The organism is Pseudomonas sp. GW822-FHT01E03 (genome assembly GCF_058802985.1).
Genome location: NZ_JBXAOQ010000005.1, coordinates 66,646 through 83,726 on the forward strand (window position 1 = coordinate 66,646; position 17,081 = coordinate 83,726).

The 17,081-nt window shown below is 63.9% G+C and carries 4 protein-coding genes; 3 read left to right on the forward strand and 1 reads right to left on the reverse strand.

Annotated features, from left to right (window positions below):
* The first annotated feature begins 2 nt into the window (after positions 1-2).
* From AC1RP7_RS11655 to AC1RP7_RS11665, 3 genes are all read left to right on the forward strand, one after another.
* Positions 3-3,101, forward strand: a complete 3,099-nt coding sequence (locus AC1RP7_RS11655) for a non-ribosomal peptide synthetase (protein WP_493180685.1) — start codon at positions 3-5, stop codon at positions 3,099-3,101.
* Entirely contained in the window at positions 3,098-14,902 is an 11,805-nt protein-coding gene (locus tag AC1RP7_RS11660; RefSeq protein ID WP_493180686.1) for an amino acid adenylation domain-containing protein, read from the forward strand. The genes AC1RP7_RS11655 and AC1RP7_RS11660 overlap by 4 nt, the downstream gene beginning before the upstream one ends.
* Before the next feature lie 271 nt (positions 14,903-15,173).
* Entirely contained in the window at positions 15,174-16,139 is a 966-nt protein-coding gene (locus tag AC1RP7_RS11665) for an alpha/beta hydrolase (protein WP_493180687.1), read from the forward strand.
* A gap of 147 nt (positions 16,140-16,286) precedes the next feature.
* On the opposite strand, the gene AC1RP7_RS11670 is transcribed toward AC1RP7_RS11665, so the two are convergent.
* Positions 16,287-16,646 carry a DUF6124 family protein gene (locus AC1RP7_RS11670; protein WP_340316054.1) on the reverse strand — a complete coding sequence of 120 codons (360 nt, stop codon included), beginning with the start codon at positions 16,644-16,646 and terminating at the stop codon, positions 16,287-16,289.
* Between the last annotated feature and the right edge of the window lie 435 nt (positions 16,647-17,081).

The window sequence follows — 17,081 nt, forward strand, 5'->3', positions numbered from 1 at the left end:
ACATGAACACCACCGCCCTCGAACCTTCGGTAGACGTATTCCAGACTTCGGCCCAGCAGGCCTTTTATTTGCGGGCCCAGGAGCTGGGCGCACGACCGCTGTTCGCCGCGCTGACGTTGCCGCTCGCCAGGCCCGTGGAGGCTCAGGCATTGCGCAGGGCACTGGAAACACTCAGTCAGCGCCATGAAATCCTGCGCACGCTGTACCGTCGTCTGCCGGGCATGAAGTGGCCGGTGCAGAGCCTTTGCGATGGGGTGCCGCTCACCCTGCTGGGTAACCAGCCTTCAGTGGCCGAGGCCTTGAGCCGCAGCCGTGAAGTCATGGTTGAAGATTCGAATCAGGCGCTGGTGGTGGCGCAGGTTGAAGACGAGGCAGGGCAGCAGCTCATCACCCTGCTGACCCCAGCCAGCAGCGTCGATGAAGCCTCGTTGCGTGTGCTGTCGGCCGAGCTCGCCAGCCTGTTGCGCGGTGAAACCCTGGTCGACGACGAGGACGCGCTGCAATACCTGGACTACAGCGCATGGCAGGAAGAACTGCGCGAAGAGGACATCGGCCACCAGGGCGCGGCGTTCTGGCGCAACCTGCAATCGCAGTTCGTCGTGGCTCATCGCGTGCCGTTCGAAAAAGCCGTCGAAGTCACTCTGGTTCGTCGTCAGGCAACGTTGATTGACGCCCCATGGCTTGCTGGCGTGCAACGGGTCGCTGCCGAAACGGGCGTTGAGGCAGAGCAAGTGGCGCTTTTGCTGTGGACCGCATTCGTTGCACGCATCGGCCACCAGGAAAAGCTGCTGATGGGCTGGCAGGTGGAGGGGCGCAACGAGCAAACCATCGCCACCCTCGGACGCTTCGCCCGGCGTTTGCCGGTGGCCTTCGATCACCGCAGCCAGCAGACACTGGCACAAGCGCTGGTGGCGTTTGCCGCCAGCGTCGAACAGTCGCTGTCGTGGCTCGATTGCCTCAATGAATTCGAACTGAGCGCCGAAGGTACCGCGCCGCTGCGTTACGGCTTCGTCTATCAGGCCGCCATTGAAAGCGCTATCGAGGTGGACGACGGCAACCCCGAAGTCCTTCGCTTGCGAGTGCAGGGCGATCAGTTGCAGTTGTCGTGTCTTGACGGTGCGCTGCCCGAATCGATACTGGTTGAATGGCTGGAACAGTTTGTCGAGTTCAGTCACCAATTGCTGGGTTCGCCCGAAATGACCCTGGCTCAGGCGAATCTGGTCAATGACGCACAACTGACCCGATTGGTCGAAGGCTTCAACCCGAATGCCACCGAGCAGGCATTGCCGTTCCGCTTCCTGCAAGAACTGTTCAGCGAACAGGCGCACCTGCATCCGCAACGCATCGCCCTGAGCGTCAACGGTCAGCGCCTGAGCTATGCCGAACTGGATGCGCGCTCCAATCAGGTGGCCAATGCCTTGCGCGGCCAAGGCGTGACCCCGGATGAAATTGTTGCGGTCTACGGCCAGCGCTCCCTGGAAATGGTCATCGCCCTGTTGGGCACGCTCAAGGCTGGCGCTGCGTACTTGCCGCTGGACCCGAACTACCCGATTGAGCGTCTGGCGTTCATGCTCGCCGATACCGGCGCGCGCCATGTGCTGGCCTGCCAAACGCTGCCGGATGCATTGCCTGGTGAGCGGACAATTTCCCTGATGCCGGGGGCCGAAGTCTGGTCCGCCGCGCAAACCCGGCCTGAGCCACAAGGCGACAGCGCCAATCTGGCCTACGTCATCTACACCTCCGGTTCCACCGGCAAACCCAAGGGCGTGATGATCAGCCATGCCAACGCCGTGGCCTCGACCCTGGCGCGCAATGCCTTTTATCGCCAGCCGCTGCGCGGGTTCCTGATGCTCTCGTCGTTCTCCTTCGACAGCTCGGTGGCCGGGGTTTTCTGGGCGTTGGGGCAGGGCGCGACCCTGTGCCTGCCGGACGAAGACAGCTACAAGGATCCGGCGCAACTGGCGGCGCTGATCCAGCGCGAGGAGATTTCCCACTACCTGACCTTGCCGTCGTACCACGCACAGATTCTCGAACACCTCGACCGCCAGGCGCTGGCCTGTGTGATCGTCGCTGGCGAAGCCTGCAGCAACGCACTGGTACAGCGACATCGCGAGGCATTGCCGGGGGTGGCGTTGGTCAACGAGTACGGCCCGACCGAGGGCACCGTGTGGTGTTCGGCCTGGGAGTTGCCCCTCAGCGACGATGACGACAGCATTCCCATCGGCCAACCGATTGCCGGCATGCGCATCCATGTGCTCGGTCCGGACCTGCAACCGGTGGCCGTGGGCGTCGAAGGCGAGTTGTATGTCGGCGGGGCCGGCATTGCCCGAGGCTATCTGCAACGGGCCGCGCTGACGGCCGAGCGTTTTGTCCCCGACCTGTTCGCGAAGGCGGCGGGCCAGCGCCTGTACCGCACCGGCGACCTGGCGCGCTATCGCGCCGATGGCGTGCTGGAGTATCTGGGCCGGGTCGATCACCAGGTGAAAATCCGTGGCTTCCGCATTGAGCTGGGCGAAATCGAGTCGGCCATGCGCAACGCGCCGGGCATCGAGGACGCCGCCGTGATTGCCCGGGAAACCCCGACCGGCCCGCAACTGCTGGGCTTCGTGGTGTCCCCGGCCGACACCGCCGACATCCGCCTCAACGAATTGCGCAGCCACTTGGCCGAGGCACTGCCCGAGCACATGCAACCGGCGCGCTTGCAGGTGCTGGAGCGCTTCCCGTTGATGCCCAACGGCAAACTCAATCGCCAGGCCTTGCTCGATCTCGATGTGCGCCGCAGCGTCTTCGTCGCGCCACGCAACGACCTGGAAAAAACCCTGGCGACGATCTGGGCCGAAGCGCTGCACGTCGAACGCGTCGGCGTGCATGACAACTTTTTCGAACTCGGCGGGCACTCGCTGCTGGCCACGCGCATTCGTGCGCGGATTCAGGAAGAACTGAACCTGGCGATCCCGCTCAAGCTGTTTTTCGACGGTGACACCCTGGAACGCCTGGCGGCGCAGATCGAGCAGTTCCGTCAGCACAGTGAACATAAAGAAAACGATGTAGACGCCCTTGAAGCGTTGTTCGACGAAGTGGATGAGGAACACGCGCGATGAGTGCTGCACCGGACAGAATGATGACCCTGGCCCAGCGTTTCTGCGGCTTGAGCGCGGACGCCCGGCGCGCGTTGCAACAGAAGATGCATGCCCAGGGGCTGACCCTGGAACTGCTGCCGATCCCGCCACGGGACCGCGCCGTCGACACGCTGCCGGCGTCCTACGCGCAGCAGCGCTTGTGGTTCCTCTGGCAGATGCAGCCCCAGGCCACTGCCTACAACCTGACCGGTGCCTTCCGCCTGAGCGGCGAACTCAACCCTGAGGCGCTGGCGCAGACCCTGAGCGCGCTGGTGCAGCGTCACGAAGTGCTGCGCACCACCTTCGTTTTCGACGACCGGCAAGTGCTGCAAAAGATTCACCCACGGATGGATGCGCCGCTGCTCGAAGTCAGCGCTGGCGACGAGGCCGAACTGCAGCGGCAGATCGCCCTGAACGCCGAGCAGCCGTTCGACCTGCAACACGGCCCGTTGATGCGCTGCCGCTTGATCCGCCTCGATGCGCAGCAACATGTGCTGGTGCTGACCTTCCACCACATTGTCACCGACGGCGGTTCGCTGCCGATCCTGTTGCAGGAGTTCACCCGGCTCTATGCACAACTGAGCGCCGGGCAGGCCGCGCAACTACCGGAGCCGGGCATTCAGTACGCCGACTTCGCCCGCTGGCAGCGGCTGTGGCTGGAGGCCGGCGAGGCCGATCGCCAGCTCGATTACTGGCGCGTGCAGTTGGGCCGCGAACACCCGCCACTGAACCTGCCGACCGACCGTCGTCGCCCGGCGATCCCGAGCCAGCAGGGGGCCAGCGTCGAGCTGGAAATCTCCACTGCGTTGACCGCCCAACTGCGTGATCTTGCCCGCCGCGAAGGCTGCACCCTGTTCATGGTGCTGATGGCAGCGTTGCAGACACTGTTGCATCGCTACAGCGGCGAGCAGGACATTCGTGTCGGCGTGCCGATTGCCAACCGCACCCGCCAGGACGTGGAAAATCTGCTGGGCTTTTTCGTCAACACCCAGGTGTTGCGCAGCCAGCCCCGGGCCGACCAGCCGTTTGGGCAATTGCTGGCCGAGATCAAGACCGCGGCACTCGGCGCACAGGCCCATCAGGATTTGCCGTTCGAGCAACTGGTCGATGGCCTGGGCGTGGAACGCAGCCTGAGCCACACCCCGCTGTTCCAGGTGATGTTCAACCACCAGCGCGACAGTGGCGGCCCGCAACGCTGGGACCTGCCGGGGCTGAGCGTCGAACCGCTGATCTGGGATGAGAAAACCACCAAGTTCGACCTGATGCTCGACACCGTCGAGGGCGACGAGGGCATCCATACCTCGTTCGTGTATGCCACCGAGCTGTTCGACGTCTCGACCATCGAGCGTCTTGGCCGGCACTGGCTGAATCTGTTGCAGGCGATTTGCACTGACAGCACGGTTGCCTTGGCGGACCTGTGCATGCTCGACGCCTCCGAGCAGCAGGCCACATTGCTCGACTGGAATCGCACTGCCGGGTTGAACAGCGATCAGGCGAACCGGTTGTGCGCCCATCAACTGATCGAAGCCCAAGCCGCCGCGCACCCGAACAACATCGCCGTGACCTGCGACGGCGTCACCCTCACTTACGCCGAACTGAACCGACGCGCCAACCGCATCGCCCATCGCCTGCGCGAGCGCGGCGTCGGCCCCGATGTGTTGGTGGGCATTGCCCTGGAGCGTTCGCTGGAGATGGTCGTCAGCCTGTTGGCGATCCTCAAGGCCGGTGGCGCCTACGTGCCGCTGGACCCGCAATACCCGCAGGACCGCCTGGCCTACATGCTCGCCGACAGCGGCACGCGCCTGTTGCTGACCGATTCCGCGCTGTTGCCGCAGCTGCCGTTGAACGAAGGCATTGAAGTGATCTGCCTCGATCACGCCAGCGACTGGCTGCTTGAAGCCAGTGCCGACAACCTGCCGAACCTGACCGCTCCAGCGAACCTGGCCTACGTCATCTACACCTCCGGTTCCACCGGCAAACCCAAAGGCACGCTGCTGCCACACAGCAACCTGACGCGGCTGTTCAGCGCCACCGAGCACTGGTTCGGTTTCAATGCGCAGGATGTGTGGAGCCTGTTCCACTCCTATGCCTTCGACTTTTCCGTGTGGGAAATCTTTGGCGCGTTGTTCTACGGCGGCAAGCTGGTGGTGGTGCCCCACGCGGTCAGCCGCTCCCCGGAAGACTTCGCCCGCTTGCTCAGTGATGAGGGAGTCACGGTACTCAACCAGACCCCTTCGGCCTTTCGCCAGTTGATGCCGTTCGCCTGCGCCAATGCGCCAGACATGTCCCTGCGGTATGTGGTGTTCGGTGGCGAGGCGCTGGACGTGGCCAGCCTGCGTCCGTGGTATGACGCCTTCGACGACCGGCAGCCGTTGCTGATCAATATGTACGGCATCACCGAAACCACCGTGCATGTGACCTACCGGCCGCTGTCCCGCGCCGACCTCGATGGTGCCAATAGCTCGCCGCTGGGGGAGCCGATCGGCGATCTGCGCTGGTACGTGCTCGACCCGCGCCTGAACCCGGTGGCCAAGGGCTGCGTCGGTGAGTTGTACGTCGGCGGTGCCGGCCTTGCCCGCGGTTATCACCAGCGTGCCGACCTGACCGCCACGCGGTTCGTGCCGGACCTGTTCGCCGCCGAGTCGGGCGCGCGCCTGTATCGCACCGGCGATCTGGCGCGTTATTGCGCCGATGGCAGCATCGAGTACGCCGGGCGTATCGACCATCAGGTGAAGATTCGTGGTTTCCGCATCGAACTGGGGGAAATCCAGGATCGTCTGCAAAGCCATCCGGCCATCGAGCAGGCGCTGGTTCTGGCACCGCAGGTCAATGGCAGCCCGCAATTGGTCGCGTGGTTCACCGCGAGCGGCGGCGACAGCGATTTGCGCCACTCCCTGCGTGAACATTTGCAGGCCGGTTTGCCGGACTACATGGTGCCGGCGCATCTGATCAAACTCGACCAATGGCCGCTGACCGGCAACGGCAAACTGGATCGCGCTGCATTGCCCAAGCCCGACGCAACGCTGGCGCAGCAGGCCTACACGGCGCCGATGGATGAGCTGCAAACCGAGTTGGCGGCGATCTGGCAAGACGTGCTCAAGCTCGAGCGCGTGGGCATCGACGACAACTTCTTCGAACTGGGCGGCGACTCGATCATCTCGATCCAGGTGGTCAGCCGCGCGCGACAGGCCGGGATTCGCATCACCCCGCGGGACCTGTTCCAGCACCAGACCGTGCAGAGCCTGGCGAAGGTCGCGATACGCAGCGCCGGGTTGCTCATCGACCAGGGGCCGGTGCGTGGCGAGGTGCTGTTGACGCCGATCCAGCACTGGTTCTTCGAGCAAGACATCGAGGCCCGTCACCACTGGAACCAGTCGCTGCTGCTGGAACTGCGCGAGCCGCTGGACAGCGACAGCCTGCAACAGGCCTTGGCCGCGCTGGTAGAACATCACGACGCGTTGCGTCTGCGGTTGCGTCAGGTCGACGGCGTCTGGCAACAGGCCCAGGCCGAGCAGTGGAACAGTGCCGAGGTGCTGTGGCAGCGCCAGGCCGCCAATGCCGATGAACTGCTTGAACTGTGCAACGCCGCGCAAGCCAGCCTGAATCTGCAGGGCGGCCCGCTGTTGCGTGCCTTGCTGGTGGACATGGGCCCGGCGGGCCAGCGCCTGCTGCTGGTGGTGCATCACCTGGCGGTGGATGGCGTGTCCTGGCGATTGCTGCTGGAAGATTTGCAAACCGCGTATCAACAAGCGCAGCAAGCTCAACCCCTGCGTCTGCCTTCGAAAACCAGCGCCTATCAGGCCTGGGCCGCTCGCCTGCAAACTCATGCGCAAAGTGCTGCATTGGCCAGCCAAGCCAGTTACTGGCAAGACCAGTACCGCGACGTACAGGTGCAACTGCCCGCCGACAACCCCCAAGGCAGCCTGGCCAGCCAGCATGCCGTGAGCGTGGAAACGTTGCTCGACAGCACATTGACCCGCCAACTGCTGCAGGACGCCCCGGCGGCTTACCGCACCCAGGTCAACGACCTGTTGCTGACCGCGCTGGCGCGGGTGTTGAGCAACTGGACCGGTCAAACTTCGACGCTGGTGAAACTGGAAGGCCATGGTCGCGAAGACCTGTTCGACGACATCGACCTGACCCGCACCCTGGGCTGGTTCACCTCGATCTTCCCGGTGAAACTCACCCCGGCCACTGATCTGGCCGGCAGCATCAAAGCAGTCAAGGAACAGCTGCGCGCCGTGCCCGACAAGGGCATCGGCTTCGGCATCCTGCGCTATCTGGCCGACGCCGGCCTTGAGGATCTGCCGTCGCCGCAGGTCACCTTCAACTACATGGGCCAGTTCGATGCCAGTTTCGACGAACAGGCACCGTGGCGCCCGGCCCGGGAAAACGGTGGCGCCGAGCAGGGCGCATCGGCCGAACTGGACCGGGGCCTGAGCATCAACGGTCAGGTGTATGCCGGGCAATTGCGCCTGAGCTGGACTTTCAGCGGTGACGTGTTCAACCCGCAGACCGTGCAACGTCTGGCCGATGCCTACGCCCTGGAGCTGCAACAGCTGATCGAACATTGCCTGAGCGGTGCCGGCGGGTTGACCCCGAGCGACGTGCCACTGGTGCGCGTCGATCAGGCGCAGCTGGATGCCTTGCCGCTGGCGGCCAGCCAGATCGAAGACATCCTGCCGCTGTCGCCGATGCAGCAGGGCATGCTTTTTCACAGCCTGTTCGCCCCGGATGCCGGGGCCTACATCCCGCAGATGCGCGTGGATGTGCAGGGGCTCGACGTCGAGGCGTTCCGCGCTGCCTGGCAGCAGACGCTGCAGCGCCATGAAGTGCTGCGCGCGGCGTTCTTTAGCGAGAGCAATGGTTCGCGGCCGCTGCAAGTGATCCGGGCCGACGCCACGCTGCCGCTGACCGTGCTCGACTGGCGCGATCAACCCAAGGTTACCGAAGCGCTGGATCGCCTGGCCGAGGACGACCGTCTGCGCGGTTTCGACCTGACATTGGCGCCGTTGCTGCGCCTGACCCTGGTGCAGACCGCCGATGACCGCCATCACCTGATCTTCACCAACCACCACATCCTGCTCGACGGCTGGAGCACTTCGCAGTTGTTCGGCGAAGTGCTGCAGCGGTATTGCGGAATCATGCCGGCGCCGAGTGTTGGCGGTTATCGCGATTACATGACTTGGTTGGGCACCCGGGATCGCGCCGCGTGCGAAGCGTTCTGGCTGGAGCAATTGCAGTCGTTCACCGAACCGACGCGACTGGCCGGCGCCTTGCCGGGGCCGGTTGCCGGGCAGGGCGATGCTCATCGCACCCTGCACCTGAGCCTGGACCGCACAGCCACCGAGCGCCTGAGCGGGTTCGCCCGTCAGGCCCGCGTCACGCCCAACACGGTGCTGCAAGCGGCGTGGCTGTTACTGTTGCAGCGCTACACCGGGCAGCAAACAGTGGCGTTCGGCGCCACGGTGTCGGGGCGTCCAAGCGAATTGCAAGGCATCGAGCAGCAGATCGGTCTGTTCATCAACACCTTGCCGGTGATCGCCACACCGCACCCCGAGCGCACGGTCAGCCAATGGATCGATGAAGTCCAGGCGCTCAACCTCAAGTTGCGCGAAGTCGAATACACACCGCTGGCGGATGTGCAGCGTTGGGCCGGTCACTCTGGCGAGGCGCTGTTCGACACGCTGCTGGTGTTCGAAAACTACCCGGTGGCGCAAGCGCTGGAGGAGGGCAATGCCAGCGCGCTGAAGTTCTCCGGCATCAGCAACCACGACCAGACCAGCTTCCCCCTGGCCATCGCCGCCGAGCTGGGTGAATGCCTGGATTTGCGTTTCAACTACGACACGGCGCTGTTCAGCGCAGAAGCCATTGAAGGCTTGAGCACACGTCTGCTGGCATTGCTCGATGCCATGGTCAGTGCGCCGCAGCAGCCATTGGGGCGCTTGAACCTGCTCGATGCCGCACAAACGGCGCAGCAGATCGAGGGTTTCAACCGCACCGCGCAGGCCTGGCCGGATGTGCGTCCGGTTTACCAGTGCTTCGAAGCCCAGGTGCTGCAAACCCCGGAGGCCCCGGCCCTGGTGTTTGCCGGCCAGACCCTCAGCTATCGCGAACTCAACCAACAGGCCAACCGGCTGGCGCACCACCTGCGCAGCCAGGGCGTCGGCGCCGAAGTGCTGGTGGGCATTGCCGCCGAGCGTTCGCTGGAACTGGTGATCGGCCTGCTGGCGATCATGAAGGCCGGTGGCGCCTACGTGCCGCTGGACCCGGACTACCCGCGCGAACGCCTGGAGCACATGTTCGACGACAGCGGCGTACACCTGCTGCTGACCCAGCGTCATTTGCTTGAGCAGTTGCCGATTCCGCCCGCCGCCACGGCGATTTGTCTCGATGACATGGCCGGTTTGCTGGACGGCCTGAGCAACGAAAACCTGCCCTGTGTGGTCGAGCTGCAATCGCTGGCCTACATGATCTACACCTCCGGCTCCACCGGCAAACCCAAGGGCGCGGCCAACCACCATGAGGCCTTGTACAACCGCTTGGCGTGGATGCAGGGCGCCTATCCGCTGGACGGGCGCGACACCGTCTTGCAGAAAACCCCGTTCAGTTTCGACGTGTCGGTCTGGGAGTTTTTCTGGCCATTGATGACCGGCGCACGCCTGGCCGTGGCCGAGCCGGGTGCCCATCGCGATCCGGCGCAACTGGTCAGCCTGATCGAGCAGTACCGGGTCAGCACCCTGCATTTCGTGCCGTCGATGCTGCAGGCGTTCGTGCAGGGCGAAGGCTTCGAGCGTTGCGCCAGCCTGCGGCAGGTCATGTGCAGCGGCGAAGCCCTGTCGGCGGACTTGCAGCACAGCCTGTTCCGCGTGCTGCCCAACGTTGGCCTGTACAACCTGTACGGCCCGACCGAAGCGGCCATCGACGTGACCCACTGGACTTGTGTCGACGACGGCGGCTTCAGCGTGCCGATCGGTCAGCCGATTGCCAACCTGGTGACCTACATCCTCGACGACAGCCTGCAACCGCAAGTGGCGGGCTGTGTGGGTGAGCTGTACCTGGGCGGCATCGGCCTGGCTCGTGGTTATCACAACCGTCCGGAGCTGACTGCCGAACGCTTCGTCGCCAGCCCGTTCGGTGAGCAGGGTGAGCGCCTGTACCGCACCGGCGACCTGGCGCGTTACCGCGAGGACGGCGTGATCGAATACGTCGGGCGCATCGACCATCAAGTGAAGATCCGCGGCTTGCGCATCGAGCTGGGGGAGATCGAAGCCTGCCTGCTGGAGCATCCATCGGTGCGCGAGGCCGTGGTGATCGCCCTCGACGTTGGCAAGTCCAAGCAATTGGTGGCTTACGTCACAGGTCCTGTTGCCGTTGATCCACTCAAGCAACACTTGCGCAACGCGCTGCCCGAGCACATGCAGCCGAGCCACGTGCTGTTGCTCGATCAGTTGCCGGTGACGCCCAACGGCAAGCTCGACCGCCGCGCATTGCCGCAACCGGACCTGCAAGTGCGCGAATACGTTGCCCCGCGCAGTGCCGTGGAAGCGAGGCTGCAAGCCGTGTGGCAGGCGTTGTTCGAAATGCCGCAGATTGGCATGCACGACAACTTCTTCGAACTGGGCGGCGATTCAATCGTCTCGATCCAGGCTGTCAGTCGCGCACGCAAGGCCGGGTTGAGCATTTCGCCCAAAGATGTGTTCAGCCATCCGAGCATCGCCGAACTGGCCACGGTCGCTCAACCGCTCACGGCAGATCAAGCCGTACAGACTGTGCTTGCACCGGCCGCGAACATCGAACTGAGTGACGCGCAGTATCAGGCGCTGGAACTGACAGCGGACGAAGTCGAGGATGTTTATCCGCTGTCGCCGATGCAGCAAGGCATGTTGTTCCACTCGGTGCAGGACGGCGAGTCGGGGCTCTACGTCAACCAGATCGAAGTAGGCGTGCGCGGGGTAGACGGTACGCGTTTCCGCGAGGCCTGGGCCGATGCCGCCCGGCGTCACGCAATTCTGCGCACCGCATTCCTCTGGGAAGGCGACAAGGAACCGCTGCAAGTGGTGCTGCGTGACGCGCCGTCACTGCTCACTGAATTGGACTGGCGCGGGCTCGATGGTCAGCCTGAGCGCGCCCGCCAACTGGCCCTCGAGGAGCGCGAACGCGGCTTCTCGTTGAACCGCGCACCGCTGTTGCGCCTGTTGCTGGTGCGCCTGGAAGACGACCGCTATCGCCTGATCTGGACCTACCACCACATCCTCATGGATGGCTGGAGCGTGTCGCGCCTGATCGGTGAAGTGCTGCGCCATTACAGCGGTGAGGAGCACGAGCCGGTGGCCGCCTATCGCGACTACATCGACTGGCTCGGCCAGCAAGTCGCCGAGGCCAGCGAAGCGTTCTGGAAAGACAAACTCAGTAACCTCGAAGGCGCCACGCACCTGGCCCGCGCACTGCCGGTCAAGGCGCCGCAAGCCGGTTATCACGCGATCTATACGCACCTGAGCGCCGGGCAGACCGCGGGTTTGCAGGCCTTTGCCCAGCAACAGCAAGTGACCCTCAACACCCTGGTGCAAGCCGCGTGGTTGCTGCTGTTGCAGCGCTACACCGGCCAGCGCACGGTGACCTTCGGCGCCACGGTGTCCGGGCGCCCGGAAACCCTCAATGGCTCGGAGAACATGCTCGGGTTGTTCATCAACACCTTGCCGGTGGTCAACACGGTGCCGACCGAAGCCAGCGTCGGCGACTGGCTGCGGGAGATCCAGGCCTGCAACCTCGACATCCGCGACTTCCAGCAAACCCCGCTCAGTGATATTCAGCGCTGGGCCGGGCAGGGCGGGCAGTCGTTGTTCGACAGCATCATCGTATTCGAAAACCAGCCGGTGGACCGTACCCTTCGCGAGTGGAACGGCGATTCCCTGCGCTTTGAAGACGTCTCCGATTTCGGCCTGACCAGCTTCGCCATGGACCTGATGGTCAGCCTCGACGAGGGGCTGCGCATCGAGTACATGCACCAGCGCGACCAGTTCGATCTGGCCACCGTGGAAATCCTGCGCAGCCACATGGAAAGCCTGATGCAGCGCTTGTGCGACGACGCCGGGCGCGCCGTTGGTGAGCTGGGCCTGCTGACCCTGGACGAAGGCCGGGCGCTGGACGGCGAACTGCCGGTGGTGGCTGAGGGTGACGAGACGCCGGTGCACGAACTGATCCGTCAGCGTGCGCGACTGCAACCGGATCACACGGCGCTGGTGCTCAGTTATGCCGATCGCGACGCCGAGCAGTTGAGTTATGCCGAGCTTGACCATCGCTCCGATGCCCTGGCAGTGCATCTGCTGGAGCAAGGCGTGCAGGCCGAAGATGTGATCGGTGTGTTCATGGAGCGCTCGCTGGAGCTGGTGGTGTCGCTGCTGGCGGTGATGAAGTGCGGTGCGGCCTACGTGCCGCTGGACCCGCAATACCCGCAGGAACGCCTGCGCTACATGATGGCCGACAGCGACATGCGCTTGTTGCTGACCCAGGAGCGTCTGTGCGATAGCGCGCAACTCAATCCGGGCACGGCGATGGTCGCAGTGGATCGCTTGAACCTCGACGTCGATGTTGCAGTGCCATCGAGTTCCGTGCACGCCGAGCAACTGGCCTACCTGATCTACACCTCGGGCTCCACCGGCAAGCCGAAAAGCGTCGCCGTCGCCCACGGGCCTTTGAGCATGCACGTGCAAGCCATTGCCGAGCTGTACGAGATGGACCCGGACAATCGCGAGCTGCATTTCATGTCGTTCGCCTTCGACGGCGCCCATGAACGCTGGATCACCGCGCTGATCAGCGGCTCGACCCTGGTGATCCGCGATAACACCTTGTGGACCGCCGAACAGACCCTGGCCGTGCTGCACCGCCAGCGCATCAGCGTCGCCTGCTTCCCGCCGGCCTATCTGCTGCAACTGGCCGAACACGCCGAATTGCAGGGCGGCGACCCGCCGCCGGTGCGCATCTATTGCTTCGGTGGCGACGCGGTGCCGGACGCCACGTTCGAGCGGGTCAAGCACACACTCAAGCCGCAGTTCCTGGTCAACGGCTATGGGCCGACGGAAACCGTGGTCACACCGCTGCTGTGGAAAATCGCCGCCGACGGCCACTGCCAGGCGATGTATGCGCCGATTGGTCAACGCGTCGGCAGCCGCAGCCTGCACGTGCTGGACATGGACCTCAACCCGCTGCCGGTGGGCATGGTCGGTGAGTTGTACATCGGCGGACGGGGTGTCGCGCGTGGCTACCATCGTCACCCGTGGCAGAGCGCCGAGCGCTTCGTCGCCGATCCTTTCAGCACTGAAGGCGGGCGCCTGTACCGCACCGGCGACCTGGTGCGCCGTCGCGAGGATGGCGTGTTCGATTATGTCGGGCGTATCGACCACCAGGTCAAGGTGCGCGGCTTCCGCATCGAACTGGGTGAAATCGAAGCCCGCTTGCGCGAGCAGGCCGGGGTCAACGATGCGCTGGTGGTGGTGCGCGACAACGGCCAGGGGCCGCAGCTGGTGGGCTATGTGGTGGCGGCGCAAGATGACGGCCTCGGCCCGCGTTGCCAAGCGGCATTGCGCGAGAGCCTGCCCGACTACATGGTACCGACGCAGGTCGTGGTGCTGCCGCGCTTCCCGTTGACCCCCAACGGCAAGCTCGACCGCAAGGCCTTGCCGGACCCGGCCTTCACCGGCCGTGACTACGTGGCGCCGCGCACGCCTCTGGAATGGGCGCTGGCGGATATCTGGCAACAGGTGCTGGGCATCGAGAAGGTTGGCATTACCGACAACTTCTTCGAGTTGGGCGGCGATTCGCTGCGCACCCTCAAGGTGATCTCGAAAGTGCGCGCGCTGAATGAGCCGGGCTTCCAGCTCAAGCTGCGGGACATGATGGCCAAGCCGACGATTGCCGGGTTGTCCGGTCTCGATGAACAGCCGCTGCGACACAGTCCGCAACCGCTGTTGCTGCTAAACCAGGTGGTGAATGATCAGCCGCCGCTGTTCTGCCTGCACGCCGGTTTCGGCACGGTGTTCGACTACGAGCCGTTGGCCCGACGCCTGGATGGCGAGCGCACGGTGTACGGCGTGCAATGCCGGATGCTGCTCGACCGGCAGTGGCACGACAGCTCGCTTTCGCAGATGGCCCAGGATTACGTAGAGGCGATCCGCGCCCGGCAACCCCTGGGGCCGTACCACGTGCTGGGCTGGTCGCTGGGCGGGGCGTTGGCGTTGATGGTGAGTGACTTGTTCGAACAGCAGGGCCAGCGAGTGGCGTTTGTCGGCCTGGTGGACAGCTTTGTGCCAACCCAGGTCAATGCCGTCGCCAGCCCGGATGAGTGGCGCACGGATCTGGCCGAGTTCCTCGGTGCAACCTTGGGCATGGATGGCGAGGTGATTGCCCGGGTGTTGAGTACCGAGTCGACGGGGGGCCACGAGGCAGTGGCGCGGATCATTCGTGCGGTGATCGACAGCGAAAGCGATCAGGCCAGCGGCTACGCGCTGCTCGGTGCCGATGAGTTGGCCCAGACGTTCATGGTCAGTACGCGGTTGAAGGCGCTGTCGCGGCAGGTCGAGACCCTGCCGATTACGCAAGCCGAGCTGCATTGCTGGTGGGCCGATGGCAACCCCACGGCCGAACGCGCGACCCTGGAGCGTCAGCGACCACGGCTGCGCAAGGTGCAAACGGTAACGGCCGGCCACTTCGATATCCTGCAGCAGGAGGAGTGTCTGGACGCTGTGGTGGCTGCGCTTGGCCGGGAGGTGGTGCCGCAGTCTTAAGCCGTTTACTTGTGATGAGGGGAAAACCTGTGGCGAGGGGGCTTGCCCCCGTTCGGCTGCGAAGCAGTCGCAAACCCGAACAACGCGGTATGTCTGACTAATCTCAAACGCTGGTTCTGGGGCCGCTTCGCGACCCAACGGGGGCAAGCCCCCTCGCCACAGGTTTCTTGTTCGGCCTGGGAGATTCTTCATTGAACAGGATGACGCCCTAATGAACGCTCCTCACGGTTCGTTTATTGGGCGAGCTTTTTATTTTTGGAGACTACCGCCCATGGCACTGCACCCGGACATCGAAGGGTTTCTAGAGCTGGCCGAGTTCGGCCGCCTCAGCGGCAAAAGCCGACCCATGCATGAGCTGAACCCGAGCGAAGCGCGGCAGCAATTCGAACAGACTTCGCAGTTGCTCGATGCGGCCCCGACGGGGGCGTTGACGGTGACGGAGGTCAGCATTGCTGCACGGGATGGGCATGTGCTCAATGCGCGGCTGTACGCCAAACCACAACCGGACAACGAGCCGCGCCCGGTGTTGCTGTACTTCCATGGCGGCGGTTACGTGGTGGGCAGCCTCGATTCCCACGACACCCTGTGCCGGCGCCTGGCGCTGGCGGGGGAGTTTGCCGTGTTGTCGGCGGACTATCGCCTGGCGCCTGAGCACCGTTTCCCCACCGCTTACAACGATGCCGAAGACATCACGCGTTGGCTGGCCATCACCGGAGCCAAGGCGCTGGGGCTGGACGCCAGGCGCATTGCGCTGGCCGGGGACAGCGTCGGCGGCAGCCTGGTGGCATCGCTGTGTATCGCCATCGCCCAGGACCCGTTGGGATGGCCGCTTGTGCCGCGCCTGCAAGTGTTGCTGTACCCGGTGATCGACGCGGTAAAAAAACGCCCGTCCCTCGAGCGATTCGCCGAAGGCTATCTGCTGGAAGCCACCACGCTGGAATGGTTCTACCAGCAATACCAACGCAGTGAAGCGGATCGTGCCGACTGGCGTTTTTCACCGTTGTACACCGAGTGCGTGCAACGGCTGACGCCGACGGTGTTGTGGCTGGCCGAATACGACCCGTTGCTCGATGAAGGCCTGGCCTGGGCCGAGAAACTGTGTACTGCGGGGCAACCCCTGGTGCTGGAGGTCAAGGCCGGCATGACCCACGACTTTGCGCGCATGGGCGAGATGGTCCAGGAAGTGCCGGGGATGCTGGCGCAACTGGCGGCGCAGATCAGCGAGAGTCTGGCCTGACGTATGGCGTAGTGATCAGCGACGCCGTCCCCCTGTGGGAGCGAGCTTGCTCGCGATAGCGGCAGCACATTCAACATTGATGTGTCTGACACACCGCCATCGCGAGCAAGCTCGCTCCCACAGTTTGTTTTGCGCTGACTCGGATGACTAAGGCGGATCAAGCCGATCCAGCGCCCGATTGACCGCCAGTTCCCCCAGCATGATCACCTGCGCAATCCCCAACAGCGCATTGCGGCTTGTCCCTTCCAGATGATCCACCAGATCGTTGGCCATGACATTGGCCGACGCCAGCGACTCGCTGGCATGCACCAGCAGGGTTTCGGTACTGAGTTCGGGATTGACGATGAACATCGTGCTGGGTGTGCGCGGGGTGGCCATGATGTTGGTGCCGGGGTTGAGGTGGTGATCGAGCGCGCGCTCGGCGGCTTGGTGGAATTGCTTTGAATCGGGGCTTTCGTACGGGGAGGCCGGATCGGATTCCGGCGGGTTTGGAGTTACCTTGAACATAGATACTTACCTTTAAGTAGGGCAGCACCAGTTCGCTACTAAACGAAAGGGTGGCAGCTGTGCGCAAGTTAGTAGACCGGCAAGGTGAGGAACCGGCGCGCCCGGGGGCGCCATGCGCACAGCCACCATCAAACACAGGCAGATGCCTGACTGATGATACTCATGCGACCGTTCTAACCTTGGCCGGGCTACTAAACCCGATCACTGACAATCAGTGACCCGAATCAAGTTACCGACGACCCCCAAGGCGCACAAGCCGGCGGATTCTGGCGTACCTGTAGGCAACGACGCAAGGCGTTGTGGCTTTCACGAAGTAACCTGTAGGCCGATTAAACAAACACTGTCGAGTGGCATTTAACCCGCTGTTTTGCCTTGTCAGAGAGCGTTGAAAACCTCGGAGTCGGCCGGAAGAATCCTACGAAAGTTTGCGGTTGG